Here is a 24,420-nt window from a genome sequence, read left to right as displayed (position 1 = left end):
CCCGGTTTCCGGGGCTCCGCCCCAGGCCCCGCGCCTCAAGCGCCGGCGGGGCTGGATAGGGCGGGGCTGGGCCGGGGGGGGCAGGTCGCTGTTGTGTGGGCCTGTGGGGTGGTGTCGGGGTCAGCGTTGGACCTTGAGGACGTTGCCCAGGACGTTGTCCGGCAGGAGGTCGTTGCACTGGAGTTCCGCCGTGCGGGTCAGGGCGTCGTCGCGGCAGACGTAGAAGTCCTTGTACGCCAGCTGCAGCCCGTACGAGGTGGCCGCCAGGAGGATCGCCAGGGTGGCCGTGACCAGGCCGCTCACCGCCGCCGCGCGCTGCGAGCGCAGCGCCGTCGCGGACACCGGCGCGGGCGCGGGCGTCGGCGTGGACACGGCGTCCTTCGTCGGGGCCGCGCGACCGCGCAGGGCGCTGATGCCCCAGTACATCGCCAGCGCGCCCAGCAGCAGGCCGGCGGAGGGGATCCCGAAGATCCCGAAGAAGAACCCCCACATGCCCGCGAGCATCGCGTACCGCGCACGCCGCTGGACCGGGTCCTTGAGGTCGGGGCCTCCCGCCTCCGGGGCGGGGCCCTCGCCCCGGCCGCCCCGGTCGTCGCCACCCTGCGGTTGGCGCGGTTCCCAGGGTTGGTCGGGCCGACCCTCCGGCGGCGCCGCGAAGGGGTTGTCGTCGGTCGAGGGGTCGGGCTGACGGCGGTCCGGCATCGGGTGCGTTACTTCCCCTGTGTCGTGGGCACGGCGCGCGCCGGTCGTGTGGCGGCGGCGCGTACCGCGTCGTTCGCGGCTTGTACGCCAGACGCTACCGCCCGCCCGTCCCCCCGTCCCTCGGGGGCGGTCCGGTGTGCCGGTATCGTTGCGTGCGGTCGGTGGCTTCGTATGGTTCCCCGTATATCGGTACCCCGAAGTTTCGTATGACCACACAAGACGAACGACGGCATTCCCGTAAGAAAGGGCCTCCCATGCCCGCCTCCCGCCTGGTCGTGCTGGTCTCCGGCTCCGGCACCAACCTCCAGGCCCTGCTCGACGCCATCGACGCACACCCCGGCGGAGCCGAGGGCTTCGGCGCGGAGGTGGTCGCGGTGGGGGCCGACCGAGAGAACATCGCGGGCCTCGAACGGGCGGAGAAGGCCGGGATCCCCACCTTCGTCTGCCCGGTCAAGGCCTACGGGAGCCGCGCCGAGTGGGACGCGGCGCTGACCGCGGCCACCGCCGCGCACGCGCCCGACCTCGTCGTCTCCGCCGGGTTCATGAAGATCGTCGGGACGAGCTTCATCGACCGCTTCGGCGGCCGGTTCATCAACACCCACCCCGCCCTCCTCCCGGCCTTCCCCGGCGCGCACGGGGTGCGCGACGCCCTCGCGTACGGGGCGAAGGTCACCGGCTGCACGGTCCACTTCGTGGACACCGGCGTGGACACCGGTCCGATCATCGCCCAGGGTGTCGTGGAGATCGGGGACGGGGAGGGCGAAGCCGCTCTGCACGAGCGGATCAAGGAAGTCGAGCGCCAGCTGCTCGTCGACGTCGTGGGGCGCCTGGCCCGGCACGGCTACCGCATTGAGGGACGAAAGGTAACAATCCAGTGACCGCCGTAGAGCGCGAGACCGCAGACACCAACGAACCGACCACCAGCCAGCGGCCGATCCGTCGTGCGCTCGTCAGCGTCTACGACAAGACGGGACTGGAAGAGCTGGCCCGCGGCCTGCACGAGGCGGGTGTCGCGCTCGTCTCCACCGGCTCCACCGCCTCCAAGATCGCCGCGGCCGGAGTGCCCGTCACCAAGGTCGAGGAGCTGACCGGCTTCCCCGAGTGCCTCGACGGCCGGGTCAAGACCCTCCACCCGCGCGTGCACGCCGGCATCCTCGCCGACCTGCGCCTGGAGGACCACCGCAACCAGCTCGCCGAGCTGGGCGTGGAGCCCTTCGACCTCGTGGTCGTCAACCTGTACCCGTTCCTGGCCACCGTCCAGTCGGGTGCCACCCCGGACGAGTGCGTGGAGCAGATCGACATCGGCGGCCCGTCGATGGTCCGCGCCGCGGCCAAGAACCACCCCTCCGTGTCGGTCGTCACGAGCCCGGCCCGCTACGCCGACGTCCTGGACGCGGTGAAGAACGGCGGCTTCGACCTGACCGCCCGCAAGCGGCTCGCGGCGGAGGCCTTCCAGCACACCGCCGCCTACGACGTCGCGGTCGCCTCCTGGTTCACGAACGCGTACGCCCCGGAGTCCCCCGCGGCCCCGCTGCCCGAGTTCCTCGCGGGCGCCTGGGAGCGCAAGTCGACCCTGCGCTACGGCGAGAACCCGCACCAGGCCGCCGCCCTGTACACGGACGGTCAGCCCGGCGGGCTCGCCAACGCCGAGCAGCTGCACGGCAAGGAGATGTCCTACAACAACTACGTGGACACCGACGCGGCCCGCCGCGCCGCCCACGACCACGACGAGCCCTGCGTCGCGATCATCAAGCACGCCAACCCCTGCGGCATCGCGGTGGGCGCGGACGTCGCCGAGGCCCACCGCAAGGCGCACGCCTGCGACCCGGTCTCCGCGTTCGGTGGCGTCATCGCGGTCAACCGTCCGGTCAGCGTCGAGCTGGCCGAGCAGGTCGCGGAGATCTTCACCGAGGTCATCGTCGCGCCCGGCTACGAGGACGGCGCGGTCGAGGTCCTGGCCAAGAAGAAGAACATCCGCGTCCTGAAGGTGGAGGGCACCCCGCAGCAGCCGGGCGACCTCAAGCCCATCTCCGGTGGCGTGCTGCTCCAGCAGAGCGACACGTTCGAAAAGGGCAAGGGCCTGGCCGAGGGTGACGACCCCGCGAACTGGACCCTGGCGACGGGTGACGCCCTGTCCGCCGACGAACTGGCCGACCTGGCCTTCGCGTGGAAGGCCTGCCGCGCGGTCAAGTCCAACGCGATCCTGCTCGCCAAGGACGGCGCCTCGGTCGGCGTCGGCATGGGTCAGGTCAACCGGGTGGACTCGGCGAAGCTCGCCGTCGAGCGGGCGGGCGCGGAGCGCGCGCGGGGCTCGTACGCGGCCTCGGACGCCTTCTTCCCCTTCGCCGACGGGCTGGAGATCCTGACGGCGGCCGGCATCAAGGCCGTCGTGCAGCCGGGCGGTTCGATGCGGGACGAACTGGTCATCGAGGCCGCGAAGGCGGCCGGCGTGACCATGTACCTCACGGGCACCCGCCACTTCTTCCACTGACGGGACCCGCACGACGTACCGAAGGCCGCCCCCCGCAGTGCGGGGGGCGGCCTTCGGCTTGTTTCAAGCGGTACCGACTACTTCTTCACGACGATCGTGCCGGCGGCACGGTCGTGCCAGCCCTGCAGCTTGCCCGAGTTGTCGAAGAAGGGGGAGAGGTAGACCAGGAGCTGACCGATGCCGCAGAGGAACGCGCCGACCATCGGGATGATCCAGCGGATGAAGCCGCCGCCGAGGCCCGGGTTCTGGCCGGTGTTCTCCTTGACGACCTTCAGACCGAGCGCCAGCTTGCCGACCGTCGCGCCCACGAACGCGATCATCAGCCATTCGTAGAGGAGCGTGGCGACGAAGAAGATCAGGATGGCGCCGAAGAACGCGGCGATGATGCCACCGGCCGCCTCGGCCTGGTTGTTGACGCAGCTCTGGTACGCGACGGCGTCCATCCCGGTGCAGTCGTCCAGGGACTTGGAGGCACCGAAGATGCCCGCCATGCCGATCGAGCTGAAGATGAGGTACAGCACGAAGATGATCGCGCCGTCGATCGCGCGGGCGCCGAAGCGACGGCCCATCGTGGCGACGCCGACGGTGCCGAGGCCGGCGACATTGATGAAGCCGTTGTTGGCCTGCAGCGTGCCGGGGGCCTGCGGGGGCACGGCGCCGTAGGGGGCCTGACCCGGCTGCTGCGGGTAGCCGTAGCCGCCCTGCGGCGGGACGCCCTGCGGGGCCTGCTGGGGGTAGCCGTAGCCCGGCTGCTGCCCCTGCGGGTTCTGGCCCTGCGGGTTCTGCGGCTGCTGGCCGTAGGGGTTGTTCGGGTCGCCGAAGCTCATCTTGGGTGGTTCCTCCGTGGAAGTGCGGGGACGCACGGCAAGGCAAGGAGGAAACAACTTGGATGCGGTCCGCCCCCCGGCACTGCCCGCGGCACTCTTTACCCGTGCATGGTGGTCCCCCCGGGGATTCCTTGTCCAGTTGGTTCCTGATGTAGCCCCTACTTGTTGTGCAAGTGCAACCAACCGGGCACCCTTGCGACTCCCTTGACTGGAACCGGGAGCGGTCCATCCGCGAGGATGGGGGACATGACCGCCCAGATTCTCGATGGCAAGGCCACCGCAGCCGCGATCAAGTCCGAACTGACCGCCCGAGTGGCGGCGCTGAAGGAACGGGGCATCACCCCGGGCCTCGGCACCCTGCTGGTCGGTGACGATCCGGGCAGCCGTTGGTACGTCAACGGCAAGCACAAGGACTGCGCCGAGGTCGGCATCGCCTCCATCCAGCGCGAACTGCCCGCGACGGCCTCCCAGGAGGACATCGAGGCGGTCGTGCGGGAGCTGAACGCGAACCCCGACTGCACCGGCTACATCGTCCAACTCCCGCTCCCCAAGGGCATCGACACCAACCGTGTCCTGGAGCTGATGGAGCCGACCAAGGACGCCGACGGCCTGCACCCGATGTCGCTCGGCCGGCTGGTGCTGAACGAGCCCGGCCCACTGCCCTGCACCCCGTACGGGATCGTCGAGCTGCTGCGCCACCACAAGGTCGAGATCAACGGCGCGCACGTCGTCGTCCTCGGCCGGGGCATCACCGTGGGCCGCTCCATCGGGCTCCTGCTGACCCGCAAGTCTGAGAACGCCACCGTGACCCTGTGCCACACCGGTACGCGCGACCTCTCCGGGCTGCTGCGCCAGGCGGACATCGTCGTCGCGGCGGCGGGCGTCGCGCACCTGGTCAAGCCGGAGGACGTGAAGCCGGGCGCGGCCGTGCTCGACGTGGGCGTGAGCCGCGACGAGAACGGCAAGATCGTCGGGGACGTCCACCCGGGCGTCGCCGAGGTGGCGGGCTGGATCTCCCCGAACCCGGGCGGCGTCGGTCCCATGACGCGGGCGCAGCTGCTGGTCAACGTCGTCGAGGCGGCGGAGCGGATCACCGGTGAGGGCTGAGGGCGAGGCGGGCCCGGAGGCGGCCGCCGAGGGCCCCGAGGAGGGCGCCCGGGCGACGGGTCCGACCGGGTCGACGGGTGCGACGGGGTCGGCAGGGTCGGCAGGGTCGGCCGAGACCGGGGAGTCCCCGGATCCGGCTGCGGCTCCGGCTGGGGCTGCCGCCGACACCGCCACCCCCGGGGCGAAGTCCCGACGGTTCCCCTCCGTCACGCGGGACACCGCCCGGCCCGAGGGCGGCGGTCGGGCCGCGCCCGGGGACGCCCCCGCGCCGGCCCGTCAGTGGCCGATGCTCAGCGTCCTGTCCGCCACCGCCGTCGGATTGTTGCTCACCGCGATGGGGCACCCCCGGGTCGGCTGCCTGCTCATCGGTGTCGCGCTGATCGGGGCCGCCGTGATGCGCCGCGTCCTGCCCTCGGTGGGCATGCTCGCGGTGCGCTCCCGTTTCACGGACATGGTCACGTACGGGCTGTTGGGCGTGGCGATCACGCTGCTGGCGCTGGTCATGGAACCGCAGCCGTGGCTGCGGATCCCCTTCCTGGAGACCGCCGTCCGCTTCACCGTCCGCTAGCGGTAGCCCCCGACGGATCGGCGAGCGCGGTCAGGGCCGCCGCGATCGCCGGGTGGGTCTCGGTGCCCGCACGGACCAGTGCCTCCAGGGTCCGCCCCGGCCCGGGCAGTTCCCGTACGACCGTGCCCGGCGGCGGGGCGTCGCACATCAGTCGGGGCAGGAGCGACACGGCCCGGCCGGTGGCGACCAGCCAGAGCCCGGCCCGCAGGTCCGCGCAGTCGTGCGCCACGCGCGGGGTGAAGCCGGCGTTGCGGCAGGTGTGCAGGAGCATCTCCCGGCAGCTGCTCGGGGCCGGCGCGGACACCCAGTCGACCGTGCGCAGCGCCGCGAGTCCGTCCCGCTCGAAGGCGGGGACGAGCGCCTCGGGCAGTGCCAGGCAGAGCGGGTCCTCGAACAGCGGGACGGCGGTGGTGCCGCTCGCGGGCGGGGCGCCGAGCAGCGGGTAGGCGTACGTGACCGCCAGGTCGAGGCGGCGCCGGCGCAGCAACGGCACGGCCTCCTCCGGGTCGGCCTGCACGATGCGCGGCCTGAGCCCGGGGTGGCGTACGGCGAGGGCGGCGACGAGCGGGGCGGCGACCGTCGCGAGGGCGCTCGGGGCGCAGCCGACGGTGAGCTCGCCGACCGGCCCCGCGTCGAGGGCCCGGACGGCCCCCTCGGCACGCTCCAGGGCGGCCAGTACGGGGTCGCAGGCGGCGGCCAGGGCCGTTCCGGCGGGGGTGAGGCGCAGCCCGCGCCCCTCCCGTTCGACGAGGGCGGCGCCGGCCTCGGCCTCCAGGGCGCGCAACTGCTGGGAGACCGCCGAGGGGGTGACCCGGTGCAGGTCGGCGACGACGGTCACCCTGCCGTGTTCCGCCAGGTCCCTGAGGATGATCAGCCGCTTCACGTCAAGCATGAGTTCATCTTAATGGTCCGTGTAGCAGAGGTAGCTGGACTTCACATTCACGGCCCGCGATGCTCGTGCCATGAACCCCTTGAAGGTGCTCGTCATCGGCGCGAACGGAACCCTGGGCAGTGCGGTCGTCACCGCCCTGCGCGAGCGCGGCCACCAGGTGGCCACCGCCTCCCGCACGCACGCGGACGTCACCGTCGACATCACCGACCCGGAGTCGATCCGGGCCATGTACGCACGGGTGGGCGCCGTGGACGCGGTGGCCTGCGCCGCCGGCAACGTCCCCTGGTTCCCGCTGGCCGAGCTGGGCACCGCCGACGTCCGCGCCGGGCTCGAAGGCAAGGTCGTCAGCCAGGTCGAGCTGGTCCGCCAGGGAGCCGCCGTCCTGCCCGACCACGCCTCCTACACCCTCATCACCGGAATCCTGGCCCGCGAGCCCCTGCTCTCGGGCTCGGTCGCCTCCCTCGTCAACGGCGCCGTCGAGGCCTTCGTACGGGCCGCCGCCATCGAACTCCCGGGCCGCCAGCGGATCAACGCCGTCAGCCCGACCGTCTTCACCGAGTCCCTGGACGTCTACGGGGACACCTTCGCCGGATTCGACCCGGTGCCGGTCGCCCGCGCGGCGAACGCCTACGTCAAGTCCGTGGAGGGGCACCGGACGGGACAGGTCTTCCGCGTGGAGTAGAGGCGCCCGGCGCGACGCGGCCCGGGGTCCTGCGGCGAGGTCCGGCGACGGGTCCGGCGCCCCGTCGGGCCTTCGAAAGGCAGGCGCCGTGTGCCGCGCACCACAGGGGCCCGGGGATTGGGGGGCGCGCGGGTCGGATAGCCTGACGGAGGATGTCTCTTCACGTCAAGATTCACAGGCAGCGAAGCGGCGTCCTCCCAGCACCTTGGGGTCCAGCACATGGGGCAGGGACGCCCCACCGCCAGCTGTCTAACGGAGAAGGCCATGACCCGCACTCCCGTGAATGTCACCGTGACCGGCGCTGCCGGCCAGATCGGCTACGCGCTGCTCTTCCGCATCGCGTCCGGCCACCTGCTCGGCGCGGACGTGCCGGTCAAGCTCCGCCTCCTGGAGATCCCCCAGGGCATGAAGGCCGCCGAGGGCACGGCCATGGAGCTCGACGACTGCGCCTTCCCGCTGCTCGCCGGCATCGACATCTTCGACGACCCGAACAAGGGCTTCGAGGGCGCCAACGTCGCGCTGCTCGTGGGCGCCCGCCCGCGCACCAAGGGCATGGAGCGCGGTGACCTGCTCTCCGCCAACGGCGGCATCTTCAAGCCGCAGGGCGCCGCGATCAACGCGAACGCCGCGGACGACATCAAGGTCCTGGTCGTGGGCAACCCGGCCAACACCAACGCGCTCATCGCGCAGGCCGCCGCCCCGGACGTACCGGCCGAGCGCTTCACCGCGATGACCCGCCTGGACCACAACCGCGCGATCTCGCAGCTGGCCGCCAAGACCGGCGCCGCCGTCTCCGACATCAAGCGCCTCACCATCTGGGGCAACCACTCGGCGACCCAGTACCCGGACATCTTCCACGCGGAGATCGCCGGCAAGAACGCCGCCGAACTCGTCAACGACGAGCTGTGGCTGGCCGACACCTTCATCCCGACCGTCGCCAAGCGCGGCGCCGCGATCATCGAGGCCCGTGGCGCGTCCTCGGCCGCCTCGGCCGCCAACGCCGCCATCGACCACGTGCACACCTGGGTCAACGGCACCGCCGCGGGCGACTGGACCTCGATGGGCATCCCGTCGGACGGCTCCTACGGCGTCCCGGAGGGCATCATCTCCTCCTTCCCCGTCACCACCAAGGACGGCAAGTACGAGATCGTCCAGGGCCTGGACATCAACGAGTTCTCCCGTGCGCGCATCGACGCGTCCGTGGCGGAGCTCGTCGAGGAGCGCGACGCGGTGCGCGAGCTCGGCCTGATCTGATCCGACCGCGGACCCGTCGGTCCGCAGGTGAACACCGAAGCGCCCCCGCCAAACCCGGCCGGGGCGCTTTGGCGTGAATCGACCTGTCCGGGCGCCGTGGGTGGAAATAAGGTCACTCGGTGAGCGAGCACCTGATCCCCCCTCAGCCCGGTGACGTCCCCCGGCCGGTCGCGAGTGACGGGCGGCCCCCGGTGCATCCCGCCCTCAGCGAATCCGGCCGGTTGCTGTGCGCCGGAACCTACCTCGACGCCCCGTACCGCGATCGGGTGATCGACGAGCTGTTCGTGCACGAGGAGCGGATCGCCGCCCCCTCGTACGGGTTCGACGCGACCCGCGTCCTCGCCCACGCGCTGCGCGCCCGCCGCATCGAGATCGCCTGGGCCGCGGCGATCCTCGGCGCCTGGTTCATCGGCTCCCTGCTGACCGGCGGAACCCTCGCGGCGTTACTCGTGCCCTTCCTGCTGTTCAGCCTGTCCCGTTGGCTGCGCCGGCGCGAGAGCGGCCCGGCCCGCTTCCTCGGCGTGGTGGTCCTGATCGCCACCTGGGTGATGCTGCTGCTCGTGGTCATCGGGCTGTGGGCGTACCTGGCCGCCGCCTCGTGGGACCTGGTCGAATTCGGCCGGCTGTTGTCCGGCGACGACGGCCGCTACGGCGGCTACGGGAGCGATTCCGTCTACGGCGGCTCCGCGTACGGCGACGGCGACGGCGGCGCGGGAACGGGCGCCCTGCTGTGGCTGCTGCCCGCGGCCTTCGCGGGCATCGTCGCCCTCGTCGGCCTCCAACGCGGCCACGCCGCCCGCGTCATCGCCACGCAACTCTCCCCGGACCGGTACGCCGACCGGGCCCGCGATCCCGCCGAAGCCTCGCAGGGCGCCCGCTTCGCCCGGGTCGGGGCGCGCATCCTGGGCGAGCAGTACGCGCCGCTGGTCATGTACAACATCGGCGATCCGTTCTGCGGCGCGGGGGAGCCGTTCCGGCCCTGGCAGCTCTCGGTCGAACTGCGCCGGCGCGAGGGCCCCGACGCCGGCCGCGAGCCGTACCCCGTCACCAACGCGCACATCGTGGAGCGGATCGTGCCGCTCCTGCACGCCCTGCGGGTGCCCTCCCCGCACGGCTCCCCGCAGGCGCGCGAGGCCGTACTGGACCGGCTGCGCGAGCTGGTCGTCGACGAGTGCGTCTTCCTGCCGGCCGTCGGCCTGCCGCACCGGGACAGCGCGCCCCTGGGCCCGGAGCACTTCGCCGCGCACCGCCTCGGCGCCATCGAGGAGGGCGGGGAGCGCCGCCGCCACTTCCTGCGCGTCCGGGTCGGGGGGTGGGACGAGAACCTGGTCGTCACCGTCTTCGTACGGGTCCACACCCAGGGCCGGATGTTGATGCTGGAGGTGGCCCCGCACGTGCTGCTCCCCGTACGGGCCCGCTTCCGCGACGCCGACGCCGACGCCCACCGCCTGCTGCACAACAACTGGTTCGGCACGGCGGCCTCGGCCCTCGCCGCCACTCCCGGGTCCTTCCTGACCGCCGTCACCACCCTGGCTCGGGGAGCGGCCAGTTGGTGGCGGATCGCCACCGGCGGCCACGGCGGCGCCCGGCCGCAAGGGCCGCGGGCCTCGGTGCGGGAACTCGGATCGAGCGACGAGGGCTCCCTCTTCCACCTCATGGACCTCGACCGGTACCTGAAAACCGTTCAGGACCGGGTGGTCGGCGGGGTTACCGTCGCTCTGCACGAAGCGGGCTGGCACACGGACGAGTTCGCCCGGCGCGCCGTCCACGTCGCGGAGGGCGGCGTGTTCATCCAATCGGTGAACGGCAGCGCCTTCAGCGTCGGCGGCACCGGACACGACAACACCGTCCGCGGCGGCGGTACGGGCAGCGGCAAGGGGAGCAGCGGTGGAAAGTAACGGCGACGGGTCCTCGATCAGCATCGGCGACATCAGCGGCAGCGCGTTCAGCATCGGCGGCGACCAGAACACCAACACCGTGAACCACGGGGGTACGGCGGAGGCCGCTCCCGGGGCGGAAGAACTCCTGGAGGCGGTCCGCGAGCTGCGCGCCGCGCTCGTCCGGCTGCCCCGCGGCCCGGAACGCTCCGGACTCGACTCCGCACTGGACGAGGCCGCCGGTGAGCTGGAGGAGGCCGGGGAGATCCGGCCCGGCCTGCCCGCACGGTTGCGCGGAGCGCTGGAGCGGTGGGCCCCGCTGGTGGAGTCGGTGAGCGCCGCCACCGCGCTGGGCGAGCTGCTCGTCTCGTTGGGAGGCTGACCGGTGGCCCCTTCCGACGACGCCCGGTGGGATCCGCAGGCCCAGCGCTGGGAGTGGGGCCCGCGACCCGCCCCGCCGGGGGAGCCCGGGTCCGCGGGGGACGGGCAGGCCGGGTCCGGCCTCCCGCTCCAGCCGCTCCCGTCCCAGCCGCAGCCGTCCGAGCCGCAGTCGTACCCGCTCCAGCCGCTGCCGTCGCTTCCGCCGGCGCCGCCCGCGTACCCGCCGTGGAGTCCGCAGCCGTCGGCGCCCGCGCCGCCTCCGCCGCGCGTCGGGGCGCACCCGTGGCGGGGCCCGTTGCTCGCCGGTGTCGTGGCCGCGGCGGTCGCGGGCGGGGGAGTGGCGGCGTGGATGCTGCTGGGCCGGACGCAGCCGTCGACCGCCGCCGGGGGTGCGTCCGCCCCTTCGGCGGTGTCCCCGGCGGTGACGGGCCCGGCCGGCGGGGGCCCGGGTGCGCCGGTGGACGCGAGCACGAGTCCCCGTACGAGTACGAGTCCGAGCGGCTCGCCGAGCGCCGCCGGGCCCGGCTCCACGGTCGTGCGCGACGACGCGGGCTTCTCCGTGGCCGTCCCCTCCGGCTGGCAGCGCAGCCGCGACGAGACCGGCAGCGGGTCCTTCTACCGCCTGCCGGGGGACCGCGCCGCCCTGTTGCAGATCTTCAAGGTCGTGGAGGATCCGGCCACCGGGGCCTGCGAGTTGCTGGGGCTGTCCTCGCGGAACCTGGCCGGCGGGACCTCCGGCTACCGGCAGGTCTCCCTGGACCCGGTCGGCGGCGGTTCGGCCTGCGAACTGGTCTACGAGTACGACAGCGCGGAGTCCCGCGGCCGCCGCCGGGGCATGGAGCGGATCGTCTCCACCCCCGACGGCACGCGGTGGGCCCTGCTGGCGGCCGGTCCGGCCGCCGAGTCCGCCACCACCCGGGCGAACCTGACGGCGGCGCTGGACTCGTTCCGGCCCGAGTGACCCGTGGGCGAGGAGCGCCGAGGGGCGTCAGGCCTTCTTGTACATGCCCGGGGTGTAGTGCCCCGGGAGCGCGCGGGAGGTGACGGCGAAGCGGTTCCACACGTTGATCGTCGCGATGAGCCCGATCAGGTGGGCCAGCTCGGTTTCCTCGAAGTGCGCGGCGGCCCGCTCGTAGACCGCGTCGGGCACGAAGCCGTCGGTCAGGACGGTCACGGCCTCGGTCAGCTCGATCGCCGCGAGCTCCTTCTCCGTGTAGAAGTGGCGCGACTCCTCCCAGGCGCTGAGCTGCACGACGCGCTCGACGGTCTCGCCCGCCGCCAACGCGTCCTTGGTGTGCATGTCCAGACAGAAGGCGCAGTGGTTGATCTGCGAGGCGCGGATCTTGACGAGCTCGGCGATGACCGGGTCCACACCCTTCTCGGACGCGGTGTTCAGGGCGAGGACGGCCCGGTAGACCTCGGGGGCGAGCTTGCCGATGTTCATCCGGGGGGTGTGCTCGGGGGCGAGCCCGCGGGCCTCGGTGGTGGTCGTGGTGGTGTGCGCTGCGTTGTCCATGCCTCCACCCTAGGAAGACATCGGCCCGCGAGTATGGTCCACATTCATGACGGGAACATGGGCCACTTTCGGAGCGGACCTCCACCTCGACCTCGCGGCCGTGACGGGTGTACGGGGCCTTCGGGCCGCGCTGACGGAGTCCCTGAGGGAGGCGGCGCGGACGGGACGGCTGGGGCCCGGGACCAGACTGCCGTCCTCCCGCAGCCTCGCCGCCGACCTGGGCATCGCCCGCAACACGGTGGCGGAGGCGTACGGGGAACTCGTCGCCGAGGGCTGGCTGACGGCCCGCCAGGGCTCCGGGACCCGGGTCGCCGCACGGGCCCGCCCGCGCCGCCCGGCGGCCGCCGCGCCGCCGCTGCGACCCCCGGCGCGGCGGGGCCCCTCGTACAGCCTGGTCCCCGGCTCCCCCGACCTCGGCGCCTTCCCCCGCGCGGGCTGGCTGGCGGCGGCCCGGCGGGCCGTCAACGCCGCCCCGAACGAGGCCTTCGGCTACCAGGCGGACGCGCGCGGTCGGCCGGAGCTGCGGGAGGCCCTGGCCGGCTACCTGGCCAGGGCGCGCGGGGTGTACGCCGATCCGGAGCGGATCGTGCTGTGCGCCGGTTTCGCGCACGCGCTGATGCTGCTCGGTCGGACCCTGCGCGAGGGGCGCTCGCGGGAGGTGGCGGTGGAGGGGTACAGCCTCGACTTCCACCGGGAGATCCTCGCCAAGGCCGGGCTGCGGACCAGACCGCTGTGGGTGGACGGGGCCGGCGCGCGCACCGGGGACCTCGCGGGGCTCGGCCCCCGGGTGGGCGCGGTGCTGCTGACCCCGGCGCACCAGTTCCCGACGGGCGTCGCGCTCACGCCGCAGCGGCGGGCGGCGGCGGTGGACTGGGCGCGGACCACCGGCGGCCTGATCCTGGAGGACGACTACGACGGGGAGTTCCGCTACGACCGCCAGTCGATCGGCGCCCTCCAGGGCCTGGACCCGGACCGGGTGGTCTACCTCGGCACCGCCAGCAAGTCCCTGGCCCCGGGGCTGCGGATGGGCTGGATGGTGGTCCCGCCGGAGTGGCTGGACCGGGTGCTGGAGGCCAAGGGGCGCTCCGACTGGTCCTCCAGCGCCCTGGACCAGCTCACCCTGGCGGAGTTCCTCACCTCCGGGGCCTACGACCGCCACGTGCGCGGCATGCGGCTGCACTACCGGCGCCGCCGCGACGAGTTGGTGGCGGCGGTGGCGGGGCGGGTCCCGGTGTCGGGCATCGCGGCCGGGCTGCACGCGGTGCTGGACCTGCCCGAGGGGGCCGAGCGGACCACGCTCCAGGCCGCCGCCTGGCAGGGCCTGGCCCTGGAGGGGCTGGGACGCTACCGCCACCCCGCATCGGCGATGCCGCCCCGGGAGGCCCTGGTGGTCGGCTACGGCACCCCCTCCGGGAGCGCCTGGACCCCCACCCTGGCGGCCCTCGCCACCACCCTGCCCTGAGGCTCGCGCGGAGGTGGCCCGCCCGCCCCCGCCCCCACCACGCCGGGGTCAGGCGGCCCGCGACGGCTCCGGCTCCGGCTCGCCGAAGCGGGACAGGGCCAGGGCGCCGGCCACCGCCACCGCGAAGCCGAGGACCGCCAGCCAGGTGAACCCCTCGCGGGTGCGGTCGCCGAGCCAGACCACGCCCACCACCGCCGGGCCGATCGTCTCGCCCAGGACCAGGCCGGCCGTCGCCGCCGTCACCGAACCGCGTTGCAGGGCGGAGGTCAGCAACAGGAACGCCGCCGCCCCGCCCAACAGGAGCGCGTACAAGGCGGGGTTGCGCAGCTCCGACACCGAGAGGGAGTCGATGAGGCGCACCGAGACCTCCACCACCCCGAAGCCCGTGCCCGCGGCCAGGCCGAGCACCAGCGCGCGCGAGCCGTCGGGCAGTCGGCCCGCCGCGGCGCCGACCAGCAGCACCAGTACCGCCACGCCCAGCAGCCCCCACTTCAGCGCGAGCGAGCCCTCTCCCGAGCCCTCCTCGCCGGAGGCCAGCCCGAGCATCAACAGGCCCGCGCACACCACCGCCACCGCGCCCCACTCCGTGCGCGACAGCCGTGCCCCCATCAGCCGGGCCGCGACCACCGCCGTCACCGCGAGGCTCGCGGCCAGCGCCGCGCCCACCGCGTAGATCGGGAGGTGGCGCAGGGCGATGATCTGGAGGACGAAGCCGACGGAGTCCAGCCCGAGTCCGGCCAGGTAGCGCCACTGCCGCACCGCCCGCAGGAACAGGGCCGTGTCCACGCCCGAGCCGGTCCCCGGCTCCGCCGCCCGCGCGGCCATCGCCTGGAGCACCGACGCCGTACCGAAGCAGACGGCCGCACCCAGCGCGCAAATCATCCCAATCAGCACGAGCCCGACTGTAGGCCCTGCCGCCCGCGCCGGCCGTGACAAGGGTGTGACGGCGGCCGGATTCCAAACCTCCGTGCCCCCGGCCTACTCTGTCGGCACTACGCCATCCAGGGGGAGCGAATACAGGCCATGGAATCCAGCGCCACCACCACAGCCACCAGCGCCACCACCACAGCCGCCACGGCGGGCACCACGCGCACCGCGAGCACCACCGTCACCGGAGCGGGCGCCGCCGCCACGCGCCGCCGCATGCGCTCCGGCGCCGTCGCCCTCGGCGGCATGGGCCTGCTCGCCGTCACCCTCGTGGCCTGCGGGAGCGGCGACGATCCCGACAAACGCTGCGCCTCCCGGTCCACCCTGGACCACCTGAACATGAAGGACTGCTCCACGGGCGGCCACGGCGCGTACTACTACGGCGGCAGCGTCAACAAGGGCAAGGTGAAGGACGGCAGCTTCGACAAGCCCTCCGTCACCCGCGGCGGCATCGGCAACAGCCACAGCAAGAGCTCGGGCGGCTGAGCGCACCCATGGAGCGCCACACCATCGAGCCCCGCCCGGACTGGCAGAAGACCGTCGAGGAGCAGGGGCTGATCTACCCCCTGACCCGCTACCCCGACGACTCGCTGCGCCCCTACTGGGACGAGAGCGCGTACTACGCCTTCACGCTCCCCGAGGTCGAGGCGCTGGAGGAGGTCGTGGAGGAGCTGCACGCCATGTGCCTGGCCGCCGCCGCGCACATCGTCGAGCACGACCGTTTCGCGGACCTCGGCGTCACCGACCCCAAGGTGGCCGCGCTGATCGCCGAGTCCTGGCGCCGGCGCGCCGAACAGCCGTCCCTCTACGGCCGGTTCGACCTGCGCTACGAGGGGCCCGAGAGCCCCGCCAAGATGCTGGAGTACAACGCCGACACCCCCACCTCCCTGGTCGAGGCGGCGAGCCCGCAGTGGTTCTGGATGGAGGAGCGCTTCCCCGGCGCCGACCAGTGGAACTCCCTCCACGAGCGCCTCGTCGAGGCCTGGCGCCGACAGGCCGAGCTGCTGCCGCCCGGCCCGTTGCACTTCGCGCACTCCGAGACGGACGAGCTGGGCGAGGACCTGATGACGGTGGCCTACCTCCAGGAGACCGCCGAACAGGCCGGCCTGGAGACGCACGCCCTGTCGGTGGAGCAGATCGGCTGGGACAGCCTCTCGGGCCGGTTCGTCGACGAGAAGCTCCGCTTCATCCGCGGCTGCTTCAAGCTCTACCCGTGGGAGTGGCTGGCCACGGACGAGTTCGGCCCGCAGGTCCTCGGCACCTACGACCACGGCGGCGGCTCCGGCACCACCGCCTGGATCGAACCGCTGTGGAAGATGCTGCTGTCCAACAAGGCACTGCTGGCGATCCTGTGGGAGCTGTTCCCGGAGCACCCGAACCTGCTGCCGGCCTACCTCGACGGCCCCCGCGAGCTGGCCGCCCCGGACGGGCCCGGCTACGTGGCCAAGCCCCTCCTGGGGCGCGAGGGCGCCGGGGTCACCCTGCACGGGGCGGGCGGGGACGGGGAGCCGTTCACCCCCGAGGAGGGGGAGGCGTACGTCTTCCAGGCCCTCGCGCCGCTGCCCGACTTCGACGGCAACCGCGTCGTGCTCGGAGCCTGGGTGGTCGAGGAGGAGGCCGCCGGGCTCGGCATCAGGGAATCGGCGGGGCCGGTCACGGACGAGTACGCCCGCTTCCTGCCCCACGTCATCCTCTGACCCGGCAGGGCCGTCCCGCGGCCCGTGCGGCCCGTCAGGCGAGCACGGCCCGGAGCCGGTCCAGCCCCCAGTCCAGGTCCTCCTTGGAGATCACCAGCGGCGGGGCGATCCGGATCGTGGAGCCGTGGGTGTCCTTCACCAGCACCCCGCGCTCCATCAGCCGCTCGGAGATCTCCCGGCCCGTCCCGCGGGCCGGGTCGACGTCCACGCCCGCCCACAGGCCCCGCCCGCGCACGGCGGTCACCGCGCCCGCGCCGACCATGAGGTTCAGCTCCCGGTGGAGGTGGTCGCCGAGTTCGGTGGCCCGCTGCTGGTACTCGCCCGAGCGCAGCATCGCGATCACCTCCAGGGCGACGGCGCAGGCGAGGGGGTTCCCGCCGAAGGTGGAGCCGTGCTCGCCGGGCCGGAACACCCCGAGCACGTCCCGGTCGGCGACCACCGCGGACACGGGCACGACCCCGCCGCCGAGCGCCTTGCCCAGGAGGTACACGTCGGGGACGACGCCCTCGTGCTCGCACGCGAAGGTCTTCCCGGTGCGGCCCAGGCCCGACTGGATCTCGTCGGCGATGAAGAGCACGTTCCGCTCGCGGGTCAGCTCCCGGACGCCCCGGAGGTAGCCGGCGGGCGGTACGAGCACCCCGGCCTCGCCCTGGATCGGCTCCAGGAGCACGGCCACGGTGTTCTCGGTGACGGCGTGGGAGAGCGCGGTGAGGTCCCCGTACGGGACGATCTCGAAGCCGGGGGTGTACGGGCCGAAGTGGTCGCGGGCGTCGTGGTCGGTGGAGAAGGACACGATGGTGGTGGTCCGGCCGTGGAAGTTGTCCGCCGCCACCACGATCTTGGCGTGGCCGTCGGGGACGCCCTTGACCTCGTAGCCCCACTTGCGGGCCGTCTTGACCGCCGTTTCCACGGCCTCCGCGCCCGTGTTCATGGGCAGCACCATCTCCTTGCCGCACAGGGCGGCGAGTTGGGTGCAGAAGTCGGCGAAGCGGTCGTGGTGGAAGGCGCGGGAGGTGAGGGTGACCCGCTCCAGCTGGGCGCGGGCCGCGTCCAGCAGACGGCGGTTGCCGTGGCCGAAGTTGAGCGCCGAGTAGCCGGCGAGCAGGTCCAGGAAGCGGCGTCCCTCCACGTCCGTCATCCACGCGCCCTCGGCCGAGGCCACGACGACGGGCAGGGGGTGGTAGTTGTGCGCGCTGTGCGCGTCGGCGGCGCGGATGGCGTCGGCGGTGGCGGCGCCGGTGGGCGCGGCGGTGGCATCGGCAGTGGTCGACACGGGGTCTCCGATCGGTCGGTCTTCCGTCCGTCTGGCCTGGTCCGGCCGGGCCGGTGACGTAAGGGTGGCGTCCTTTCTATCGTCGCTCGGATCGTGGGCGGAGAAACCTTTCGACCGGCGCGCCCGCTAAGGTGTGCGGTACGCACGGCGACTGGCGCACGGAGAACGAACTCCGGGGGAGTCGTGCGCGCACGACCGCACACAGGGCCGCTCGCCTGGGCCTCGCGGGGACGAGAGACGACATCGACCCCGGAGGAACCGCCATGAGCGCGAACCACCGTCACCCCGCCCTGCTCGCCACCGATCCCGAGCTGGCGTCCTTCATCGCCGCCGAGGAGAACCTCCAGGCGGAGACCCTGCGCCTGATCCCGAGCGAGAACTACGTGTCCGCGGCCGTGCTGGAGGCCTCCGGCACCGTCCTGCAGAACAAGTACAGCGAGGGCTACCCGGGCCGCCGCTACTACGAGGGCCAGCAGAACATCGACCGCGTCGAGGCCCTGGCCGTCGAGCGGGCGAAGGGGCTGTTCGGCGTGGACCACGCCAATGTGCAGCCGTACTCCGGCTCCCCGGCGAACCTGGCCGTCTACCTGGCCTTCGCGAAGCCCGGCGACACGGTGATGGGCATGGCCCTGCCGATGGGCGGCCACCTCACGCACGGCTGGGGCGTCTCGGCGACCGGTTCCTGGTTCCGCGGGGTCCAGTACGGGGTCCGCGCCGACACCGGGCTCATCGACTACGACGCGGTGCGCGACCTCGCGTTCAAGGAACGCCCGAAGATCATCTTCTGTGGCGGCACGGCCCTGCCCCGCACCATCGACTTCGCGGCCTTCGCCGACATCGCCCGCGAGACCGGCTCGGTGCTCGTCGCCGACGTGGCCCACATCGCGGGCCTGATCGCGGGCGGCGCCCACCCCTCCCCGGTGCCGCACGTGGACGTGGTGTCCACCACCACCCACAAGACCCTGCGCGGCCCGCGCGGCGCGATGCTCATGTGCAAGGAGGAGCACGCGAAGGCCATCGACAAGGCGGTCTTCCCCGGCCTCCAGGGCGGCCCGCACAACCAGACCACCGCCGGCATCGCGGTGGCCCTGCACGAGGCGGCCCAGCCCTCCTTCACCGCGTACGCCCACGCGGTCGTCGCCAACGCCAAGGCGCTCGCCGCGGCCCTGCTGGAGCGGGGCTTCGACCTGGTCTCGGGCGGCACCGACAACCACCTGATCCTGATCGACCTGACGGGCAAGGACGTCCCCGGCAAGGTCGCCGCCAAGGCCCTGGACCGGGCCGGGATCGTCGTCAACTACAACACCGTGCCGTTCGACCCGCGCAAGCCCTTCGACCCCTCGGGCATCCGGATCGGAACCCCGTCCCTGACCTCGCGCGGCCTGACCGCCGCGCACATGCCGCTGGTCGCCGAATGGATCTCCCGGGCCGTGGACGCCGCCGCCAAGGGCGACGAGCCGGCGCTCGCCGCCGTCCGCGCCGAGGTCACCTCGCTGATGGCGGCCTTCCCGGCCCCGGGCCTGCCGCTCGCCTGACCCGGTCCGGCCCGACCCCGCACGGCCGCCGCGCCGGCGCGTTCGCGTCGGCGCGGGGCCGGAGCCCGCCGGGCACCTGAGAGAATGGGGCCATGGCTTCTGATCGTCCCCGCGCGCTCTCCGGCATCCAGCCCACCTCCGGCTCGTTCCACCTCGGGAACTACCTCGGAGCGATCCGCCAGTACGTCGCCCTCCAGGAGACGCACGACGCGTTCTACATGGTCGTCGACCTGCACGCGATCACCATGCCGCAGGATCCGAGGGAACTCCGCGCGAACACCCGGCTCTCCGCCGCCCAGCTCCTCGCCGCCGGCCTGGACCCGGAGCGCTGCACCCTCTTCATCCAGAGCCACGTGCCCGAGCACGCGCAGCTCGGATGGGTCATGAACTGCATCACCGGCTTCGGCGAGGCCGGCCGGATGACGCAGTTCAAGGACAAGTCCGCCAAGGGCGGCGTCAACAGCGCCAGCGTCGGCCTGTTCACGTACCCGATCCTCCAGGTCGCCGACATCCTGCTCTACCAGGCGAACGCGGTCCCCGTCGGCGAGGACCAGCGCCAGCACATCGAGCTGACCCGCGACCTGGCCGAGCGCTTCAACCAGCGCTTCGGGAAGACCTTCACGCTCCCCGCCGCGCACATCGTCAAGGAGGTCGCGAAGATCTACGACCTCCAGGACCCGGCGATCAAGATGTCGAAGTCGGCGTCGTCCCCCAAGGGCCTGATCAACCTCCTCGACGAGCCCAAGGTCACCGAGAAGAAGATCAAGAGCGCCGTCACCGACACCGGGACGGAGATCCGCTTCGACCCGGCGGAGAAGCCCGGCGTCAGCAACCTGCTCACGATCTACTCCACCCTCACGGGGGACGCGATCCCCGAGCTGGAGGCCAGGTACGAGGGCAAGGGCTACGGCGCGCTCAAGACCGACCTGGCGGGCGTGATGGTCGACTTCGTCACACCCTTCAAGCAGCGCACCCAGGAGTACCTGGACGACCCGGAGACCCTGGACTCCCTGCTGGCCAAGGGTGCGGAGAAGGCCCGCGCCGTCGCAGCCGAGACCCTGGCGCAGGCCTACGACCGGCTCGGCTTCCTGCCCGCCAAGCACTGACGGACCGAGGCCCCTGGCGGCCGAGGGGGTGCGGGCGCCACACTGGGGCGCAGCACTCACGCACACGACGGAGGAGAGACACGTGGGGACCGTAACGCTCGGCGTTTCGATCGCGGTCCCGGAACCTCACGCCGGCCTGCTCCAGCGGCTGCGCGCCGGTTTCGGGGACACGGCCGCGCACGGCATCCCCACGCACGTCACCCTCGTACCGCCCACCGAGGTGGAGGCGGGCCGGCTGCCGGGCATCCGCCGGCACTTGGCGGAGGTCGCCGAGTCCTTCCGGCCCTACGCGATGAGGCTGGAGGGGACGGGAACCTTCCGCCCCGTCTCCCCGGTCGTCTTCGTCCGGCTCGCCGAGGGGGCCCAGGGCTGCACCCGGCTACAGGGCCGGATCCGCGACCCCGAGGGCCCGCTCGCCCGCGAGCTGGCCTTCCCGTACCACCCGCACGTCACGGTCGCCCACGGGATCTCCGAGGAGGCGATGGACCGCGCCTTCGCCGAGCTGTCCGACTACGCCGCCTCCTGGCGGTGCGAGGGGTTCGCGCTCTACGAGCAGGGCTCGGACGGGGTCTGGCGGAAACTGCGCGAGTACCCGTTCGGCACCGGACCCACCGGCGTGCCGGCGCAGGCGGGGCCGGCCGCGTCACAGGTGCCCCCGGTCGCCGGCGCGGCGATACGCCGCTCCTGACGCAGCGGTCGCAGGGCGCGGAAGGTGCGGAAGCGGAGCCTCCGCAGGACCAGGGCATGGAACGGGCGGTCCGTCGGGCCCGCTTCGGGAAAAGTCACAAACGACGACCGTAGTACCCGTAAGCCGCAATACCGGCTATTTCCGACGCCTCAATTACGGTGACTTTCATGGACTGGCTGACGAAACTCCCGGCGATCGGACCGCTGGTGGCCGCCCTGATGCGGACCCACGCCTGGCGCTCCTACGAGCGCCTCGACCGCGTGCACTGGTCCCGGCTCGCCGCCGCGATCACCTTCATCAGCTTCCTCGCGCTCTTCCCGCTGATCACCGTGGCCGCGGCCGTCGGCGCGGCGCTGCTCAGCAAGGAGCAGCTCGACAGCCTGCAGAAGAACCTCGCCGAGCAGGTCCCCGGCATCTCCGACCAGCTCGACCTCGAAGGGCTCGTCGCCAACGCGGGCACCGTCGGCCTCGTGGCCGGCGCGCTCCTCCTGTTCACCGGCATCGGCTGGGTCGGCTCGATGCGCGACTGCCTGCGCGCCGTCTGGGACAGGGACGACGAGGACCAGGGCAACCCCGTCGTCCGCAAGGGCAAGGACGCGCTCGTCCTGCTCGGCCTCGGCGGCGCGGCCGTGGCCTCGGCCGCCGCTTCGATCATCGGCTCCAGCGCGGTCGGCAAGTTCGGCGCCGCCCTCGGCGTCCCGCGCGACGGGGCCGGCGGCGCGCTGCTGCGCGCGGGGGCCTTCGGCGTCGGCGTGGTGGCGGCCTTCCTGCTGCTCCTCTACGTCCTGAGCCTGCTGCCCGGGGTCGAACCCCCGCGCCGCCGGCTGGTCCAGGCCGCGCTGATCGGCGCCGCCGGGTTCGAGCTGCTCAAGCTGCTGCTGAGCGGCTACATGCGGGGGGTGGCGGCCAAGAGCATGTACGGCGCCTTCGGCGTGCCGATCGCCCTGCTGCTCTGGATCAACTTCACGGCGAAGCTGCTGCTGTTCTGCGCCTCCTGGACGGCCACCCGTGACGACGGCACCGAGCCGGTGGCGGGTGGGGAGCCGGAGCCGGATTCCTCGCCGGAGCCTTCATCGGAGCCCTCGCCGGATTCCTCGCCGGAGCCCTCGTCGGAGTCGGAGCCCCGGCCGGCGTCGGACCCGAAGTCCGGCCCGCCGTCGGGCGCCACGCCCGTCCGGCCGTAGGCCTCCTCGCCCCTCACCCTCCTCCCCGCGAAGGATCTTGTGTTAGGTTTTTTCTGTATCGACCACTAGTTAATGCGGGGGATCCTCATGAGCAAGAACGCACTGGTCACGGGCGGCAGCCGGGGGATAGGCCGGGCCGTCGCCGAGCGGCTCGCCGCCGACGGGATGACGGTCGTGCTCACCTACGCCAACGACGCCGCCTCGGCCCGCGAGACCGTCGGGCGGATCACCGCGGCCGGGGGCACCGCCCACGCGCTCCGGGCGGACTTCGGGCGGCACGGGGACGCCGCCGCGCTTTGGACGGCGTACGACGCACTCGGCCTCGACGGGGTCGACGTCATCGTGAACAACGCGGGGATCGGGATGCCCGTACCGCTGGGCAAGGTCATCGAGGAGGAGTTCGACCGGGTCTTCGCGGTGAACGTCCGGGCGCCGTTCTTCGTCGTCCAGGAGGCGCTCGGACGGCTGCGCGACGGCGGGCGCGTCATCAACGTGTCCAGCGGCGCCGCCCGGCTCGCGATGCCCGAGATCCTCGCCTACGGAGCGACCAAGGGCGCCCTCGACACCCTGACCCTGAACCTCGCCAAGGCCCTGGGCGGGCGGGGGATCACCGTGAACTCGGTGGCGCCCGGCATCGTCGACACCGACGTCAACGCCGACTGGCTGCGCGGCAACCCCGAGGCGCTCGCGCACGCGGCCTCGCTGTCCGCGCTCGGCAGGGTCGGGGAGCCCGGGGACATCGCCGACGTCGTCGCCTTCCTCGCCTCGGACGCCGCGCGCTGGGTCACCGGCCGGGTGGTCGACGCGACCGGCGGCTCCGGCCTCTGACCCCGGCCCCGCCCAACGGAGCGCCCCGCCGAACGGAGCGGCCCGGCCGGCGCGGGCCCGGCCGGGCCCGGAGGGGAGGGTCTACGGGCGCTGGCTGCGGCGCCCGCGCGGCCACCGCCGGTTGGTGACGAACACCCCGCCCGCCAGGACGGCCAAGGCCCCGCCGGCGATGCCGAGGGCCGTGCCGAGTCCGCTGCTCCCGGAGTCGTCGCCGGCCGCCGACGTGCTGTTCTCGTGCGACTGGGCGGGGGAGCCGTGGGGGCCGGTGTCGGCGCTCTTCGGGGGCACCAGCTCACCGACCGGCTTGACCTTCCCGGCGGCCGCGAAGCCCCAGTCGAACAGCTCGGCGGTCTCCTCGTACACGGAGTTCACCCCGCCCGTGTCCGGGTTCATCACCGTCACCAGCAGCTTCTTGTCCCCGCGCTGGGCGGCGCCGGTGAAGGTGGAGCCGGCCATGGTGGTGTTGCCGTTCTTCACGCCGGCGATGCCCTTGTACGGGGAGAGGCCGCCCGCGCCGGTCATCAGCCGGTTGGTGTTCTGGATCTCGAAGGAGTCCCTGGGGTGCCCCGGATCCTCCTTGCCGGGGAACCTCGCGCTCGCCGTCCCGCAGTACTCGCGGAAGTCCTGCTTCTGGAGTCCGGAGCGGGCGATGAGGGTGAGGTCGTAGGCGCTCGACACCTGCTCGGGGGCGTCGTAGCCGTCCGGGGAGATCACGTGCGTGTCCAGCGCCTGGAGTTCCTCGGCGTGGGCCTGCATGTCCTTGACGGTCTTGTCGATGCCGCCGTTCATGGCCGAAAGCACGTGCACGGCGTCGTTGCCGGAGCGCAGGAACACCCCGAGCCACAGATCGTGGACGCTGTACTCCTGGTCCTCCTTCACCCCGACCAGGCTGCTGCCCGCGCCGACGTCCGACATCTCCTGCTCGGTGACCCGGTGCACCTGGTCCTTGGGCAGGGTCGGCAGGACGGTGTCCGCGAAGAGCATCTTCATGGTGGAGGCCGGGGGCAGCCGCCAGTGGGCGTTGTGCGCCGCGAGGACCTCACCGGTCTCGGCGTCGGCCACGATCCACGAACGCCCCGTCAGGTTCGGGGGCAGCGCGGGAGCGCCGGGCAGCGGGTTCACCTGGGTCCCCGCCCGGCCGAGCAGGGCGCCGCCGACCGTGGACATGGACACGGGCGGCGCGGGCGCGGCGGGCGCCTTGGGGGGTTGCCCCTTCCCGTCGACCGACGGGGTCGGCGGCGGCGCGGCGTGCGCGGGCGCCACGAGGACCGCTGGGACGAGGAGCGCGGCGGAAAGGACCGTCAGCGCGGTCTTTTTTGCAGACACGCTGGTGAACGTACCTTCCGATGGTGTGTCCGGCGTCCTGGACCGGCCAACCGTGGAGAACCACCCCCGGGACGGCCCACCCCGGCGCGTCCGTCCT

At 73.0% G+C, this 24,420-nt stretch carries 24 protein-coding genes; 17 read left to right on the top strand and 7 right to left on the bottom strand.

Annotation, left to right across the window (positions count from 1 at the left end; genetic code table 11):
• Positions 1-120: 120 nt before the first annotated feature.
• Positions 121-702: a hypothetical protein gene (locus ACIOD1_RS03355; protein WP_365622865.1), complete on the bottom strand. Its 582-nt coding sequence runs from the start codon at positions 700-702 to the stop codon at positions 121-123.
• Positions 703-956: 254 nt separating this feature from the next.
• On the opposite strand from ACIOD1_RS03355, the gene purN reads away from it, so the two are divergent.
• Positions 957-1,580, top strand: a complete 624-nt coding sequence (purN, locus tag ACIOD1_RS03350; protein WP_365622863.1) for a phosphoribosylglycinamide formyltransferase — start codon at positions 957-959, stop codon at positions 1,578-1,580.
• The gene (gene purH, locus ACIOD1_RS03345; RefSeq protein ID WP_365622861.1) at positions 1,577-3,193 is read left to right on the top strand and encodes a bifunctional phosphoribosylaminoimidazolecarboxamide formyltransferase/IMP cyclohydrolase; all 1,617 of its coding nucleotides are present in this window, start codon (positions 1,577-1,579) and stop codon (positions 3,191-3,193) included. The genes purN and purH overlap by 4 nt, the downstream gene beginning before the upstream one ends.
• Before the next feature lie 77 nt (positions 3,194-3,270).
• Here the strand turns inward: purH and ACIOD1_RS03340 are convergent, their stop codons facing one another.
• Complete coding sequence (locus ACIOD1_RS03340; RefSeq protein ID WP_365622859.1) at positions 3,271-4,020, bottom strand: RDD family protein; 750 nt, start codon at positions 4,018-4,020, stop codon at positions 3,271-3,273.
• A 246-nt stretch (positions 4,021-4,266) separates the two neighbouring features.
• Here ACIOD1_RS03340 and ACIOD1_RS03335 point away from each other — a divergent pair, with 246 nt between their 5' ends.
• Together ACIOD1_RS03335 and ACIOD1_RS03330 are read left to right on the top strand one after the other, a co-directional pair.
• On the top strand, positions 4,267-5,127 hold the full coding sequence (locus ACIOD1_RS03335; protein WP_365622857.1) for a bifunctional methylenetetrahydrofolate dehydrogenase/methenyltetrahydrofolate cyclohydrolase: 861 nt from the start codon (positions 4,267-4,269) through the stop codon (positions 5,125-5,127).
• Entirely contained in the window at positions 5,117-5,695 is a 579-nt protein-coding gene (locus ACIOD1_RS03330) for a DUF3017 domain-containing protein (RefSeq protein ID WP_401899861.1), read from the top strand. Before ACIOD1_RS03335 ends, ACIOD1_RS03330 begins: the two co-directional genes overlap by 11 nt.
• Here the strand turns inward: ACIOD1_RS03330 and ACIOD1_RS03325 are convergent.
• Positions 5,682-6,587 carry a LysR family transcriptional regulator gene (locus ACIOD1_RS03325; protein WP_365622853.1) on the bottom strand — a complete coding sequence of 302 codons (906 nt, stop codon included), beginning with the start codon at positions 6,585-6,587 and terminating at the stop codon, positions 5,682-5,684. The two genes, ACIOD1_RS03330 and ACIOD1_RS03325, sit on opposite strands and share 14 nt — an antisense overlap.
• A gap of 79 nt (positions 6,588-6,666) precedes the next feature.
• Between ACIOD1_RS03325 and ACIOD1_RS03320 the strand changes: the two genes are divergently transcribed.
• From ACIOD1_RS03320 to ACIOD1_RS03300, 5 genes are all read left to right on the top strand, one after another.
• Positions 6,667-7,269, top strand: coding sequence for a short chain dehydrogenase (locus ACIOD1_RS03320; protein ID WP_401900461.1), 603 nt, complete (start codon positions 6,667-6,669; stop codon positions 7,267-7,269).
• A gap of 264 nt (positions 7,270-7,533) precedes the next feature.
• A complete protein-coding gene (locus tag ACIOD1_RS03315) occupies positions 7,534-8,523 on the top strand; it encodes a malate dehydrogenase (protein ID WP_365622851.1) in 990 nt (329 codons plus the stop codon).
• A gap of 119 nt (positions 8,524-8,642) precedes the next feature.
• Entirely contained in the window at positions 8,643-10,421 is a 1,779-nt protein-coding gene (locus ACIOD1_RS03310) for a hypothetical protein (RefSeq protein WP_401899857.1), read from the top strand.
• The gene (locus ACIOD1_RS03305; protein ID WP_401899855.1) at positions 10,411-10,782 is read left to right on the top strand and encodes a hypothetical protein; all 372 of its coding nucleotides are present in this window, start codon (positions 10,411-10,413) and stop codon (positions 10,780-10,782) included. Before ACIOD1_RS03310 ends, ACIOD1_RS03305 begins: the two co-directional genes overlap by 11 nt.
• 3 nt (positions 10,783-10,785) lie before the next feature.
• Positions 10,786-11,742, top strand: a complete 957-nt coding sequence (locus ACIOD1_RS03300; RefSeq protein ID WP_401899853.1) for a hypothetical protein — start codon at positions 10,786-10,788, stop codon at positions 11,740-11,742.
• Between the two features lie 27 nt (positions 11,743-11,769).
• On the opposite strand, the gene ACIOD1_RS03295 is transcribed toward ACIOD1_RS03300, so the two are convergent.
• The gene (locus tag ACIOD1_RS03295; protein WP_401899850.1) at positions 11,770-12,297 is read right to left on the bottom strand and encodes a carboxymuconolactone decarboxylase family protein; all 528 of its coding nucleotides are present in this window, start codon (positions 12,295-12,297) and stop codon (positions 11,770-11,772) included.
• 46 nt (positions 12,298-12,343) lie between these two features.
• On the opposite strand from ACIOD1_RS03295, the gene ACIOD1_RS03290 reads away from it, so the two are divergent.
• Positions 12,344-13,759: a PLP-dependent aminotransferase family protein gene (locus ACIOD1_RS03290; RefSeq protein WP_365622842.1), complete on the top strand. Its 1,416-nt coding sequence runs from the start codon at positions 12,344-12,346 to the stop codon at positions 13,757-13,759.
• Positions 13,760-13,807: 48 nt separating this feature from the next.
• Here ACIOD1_RS03290 and ACIOD1_RS03285 read toward each other — a convergent pair whose 3' ends face one another.
• Positions 13,808-14,641, bottom strand: coding sequence for a DMT family transporter (locus ACIOD1_RS03285; protein ID WP_365622986.1), 834 nt, complete (start codon positions 14,639-14,641; stop codon positions 13,808-13,810).
• Positions 14,642-14,782: 141 nt separating this feature from the next.
• On the opposite strand from ACIOD1_RS03285, the gene ACIOD1_RS03280 reads away from it, so the two are divergent.
• Positions 14,783-15,172, top strand: a complete 390-nt coding sequence (locus ACIOD1_RS03280) for a hypothetical protein (RefSeq protein WP_365622840.1) — start codon at positions 14,783-14,785, stop codon at positions 15,170-15,172.
• An 8-nt stretch (positions 15,173-15,180) separates the two neighbouring features.
• Positions 15,181-16,383 carry a glutathionylspermidine synthase family protein gene (locus tag ACIOD1_RS03275; RefSeq protein ID WP_365622838.1) on the top strand — a complete coding sequence of 401 codons (1,203 nt, stop codon included), beginning with the start codon at positions 15,181-15,183 and terminating at the stop codon, positions 16,381-16,383.
• 34 nt (positions 16,384-16,417) lie between these two features.
• Here the strand turns inward: ACIOD1_RS03275 and rocD are convergent, their stop codons facing one another.
• Positions 16,418-17,656 (bottom strand): ornithine--oxo-acid transaminase, encoded by a 1,239-nt coding sequence (rocD, locus tag ACIOD1_RS03270; protein WP_401899847.1) that lies wholly within the window; start codon positions 17,654-17,656, stop codon positions 16,418-16,420.
• A gap of 263 nt (positions 17,657-17,919) precedes the next feature.
• Here rocD and glyA point away from each other — a divergent pair, with 263 nt between their 5' ends.
• The 5 genes from glyA (at position 17,920) to ACIOD1_RS03245 (ending at position 22,997) form a co-directional block, all read left to right on the top strand.
• Positions 17,920-19,191, top strand: a complete 1,272-nt coding sequence (glyA, locus tag ACIOD1_RS03265; RefSeq protein ID WP_365622836.1) for a serine hydroxymethyltransferase — start codon at positions 17,920-17,922, stop codon at positions 19,189-19,191.
• A 92-nt stretch (positions 19,192-19,283) separates the two neighbouring features.
• On the top strand, positions 19,284-20,297 hold the full coding sequence (gene trpS, locus ACIOD1_RS03260) for a tryptophan--tRNA ligase (RefSeq protein ID WP_365622834.1): 1,014 nt from the start codon (positions 19,284-19,286) through the stop codon (positions 20,295-20,297).
• 82 nt (positions 20,298-20,379) lie between these two features.
• Complete coding sequence (locus ACIOD1_RS03255) at positions 20,380-20,985, top strand: 2'-5' RNA ligase family protein (RefSeq protein ID WP_365622832.1); 606 nt, start codon at positions 20,380-20,382, stop codon at positions 20,983-20,985.
• 167 nt (positions 20,986-21,152) lie between these two features.
• A complete protein-coding gene (locus tag ACIOD1_RS03250; RefSeq protein WP_401899844.1) occupies positions 21,153-22,169 on the top strand; it encodes a YihY/virulence factor BrkB family protein in 1,017 nt (338 codons plus the stop codon).
• A gap of 87 nt (positions 22,170-22,256) precedes the next feature.
• Positions 22,257-22,997 (top strand): SDR family oxidoreductase, encoded by a 741-nt coding sequence (locus ACIOD1_RS03245; RefSeq protein WP_401899841.1) that lies wholly within the window; start codon positions 22,257-22,259, stop codon positions 22,995-22,997.
• A gap of 81 nt (positions 22,998-23,078) precedes the next feature.
• On the opposite strand, the gene ACIOD1_RS03240 is transcribed toward ACIOD1_RS03245, so the two are convergent.
• The gene (locus ACIOD1_RS03240) at positions 23,079-24,323 is read right to left on the bottom strand and encodes a D-alanyl-D-alanine carboxypeptidase (protein ID WP_365622826.1); all 1,245 of its coding nucleotides are present in this window, start codon (positions 24,321-24,323) and stop codon (positions 23,079-23,081) included.
• Positions 24,324-24,420: the final 97 nt, after the last annotated feature.

Source organism: Streptomyces sp. NPDC088097, from assembly GCF_044741845.1.
In the GTDB taxonomy this organism is placed as follows: Bacteria; Actinomycetota; Actinomycetes; order Streptomycetales; family Streptomycetaceae; genus Streptomyces.
This window is presented reverse-complemented; position numbering and strand designations above follow the sequence as displayed.

What these genes read in the sequence shown, in the direction of transcription:
- ACIOD1_RS03335 (WP_365622857.1), top strand. Translation starts at nt 4,267, where the DNA reads ATGACCGCCCAGATTCTCGATGGCAAGGCCACCGCAGCCGCGATCAAG.
- ACIOD1_RS03245 (WP_401899841.1), top strand. Translation starts at nt 22,257, where the DNA reads ATGAGCAAGAACGCACTGGTCACGGGCGGCAGCCGGGGGATAGGCCGG.
- ACIOD1_RS03275 (WP_365622838.1), top strand. Translation starts at nt 15,181, where the DNA reads ATGGAGCGCCACACCATCGAGCCCCGCCCGGACTGGCAGAAGACCGTC.
- ACIOD1_RS03290 (WP_365622842.1), top strand. Translation starts at nt 12,344, where the DNA reads ATGACGGGAACATGGGCCACTTTCGGAGCGGACCTCCACCTCGACCTC.
- ACIOD1_RS03295 (WP_401899850.1), bottom strand. Translation starts at nt 12,297, where the DNA reads ATGGACAACGCAGCGCACACCACCACGACCACCACCGAGGCCCGCGGG.
- ACIOD1_RS03285 (WP_365622986.1), bottom strand. Translation starts at nt 14,641, where the DNA reads ATGATTTGCGCGCTGGGTGCGGCCGTCTGCTTCGGTACGGCGTCGGTG.
- ACIOD1_RS03280 (WP_365622840.1), top strand. Translation starts at nt 14,783, where the DNA reads ATGGAATCCAGCGCCACCACCACAGCCACCAGCGCCACCACCACAGCC.
- ACIOD1_RS03250 (WP_401899844.1), top strand. Translation starts at nt 21,153, where the DNA reads ATGGACTGGCTGACGAAACTCCCGGCGATCGGACCGCTGGTGGCCGCC.
- trpS (WP_365622834.1), top strand. Translation starts at nt 19,284, where the DNA reads ATGGCTTCTGATCGTCCCCGCGCGCTCTCCGGCATCCAGCCCACCTCC.
- glyA (WP_365622836.1), top strand. Translation starts at nt 17,920, where the DNA reads ATGAGCGCGAACCACCGTCACCCCGCCCTGCTCGCCACCGATCCCGAG.
- ACIOD1_RS03315 (WP_365622851.1), top strand. Translation starts at nt 7,534, where the DNA reads ATGACCCGCACTCCCGTGAATGTCACCGTGACCGGCGCTGCCGGCCAG.
- ACIOD1_RS03325 (WP_365622853.1), bottom strand. Translation starts at nt 6,587, where the DNA reads ATGCTTGACGTGAAGCGGCTGATCATCCTCAGGGACCTGGCGGAACAC.
- ACIOD1_RS03355 (WP_365622865.1), bottom strand. Translation starts at nt 702, where the DNA reads ATGCCGGACCGCCGTCAGCCCGACCCCTCGACCGACGACAACCCCTTC.
- purN (WP_365622863.1), top strand. Translation starts at nt 957, where the DNA reads ATGCCCGCCTCCCGCCTGGTCGTGCTGGTCTCCGGCTCCGGCACCAAC.
- ACIOD1_RS03340 (WP_365622859.1), bottom strand. Translation starts at nt 4,020, where the DNA reads ATGAGCTTCGGCGACCCGAACAACCCCTACGGCCAGCAGCCGCAGAAC.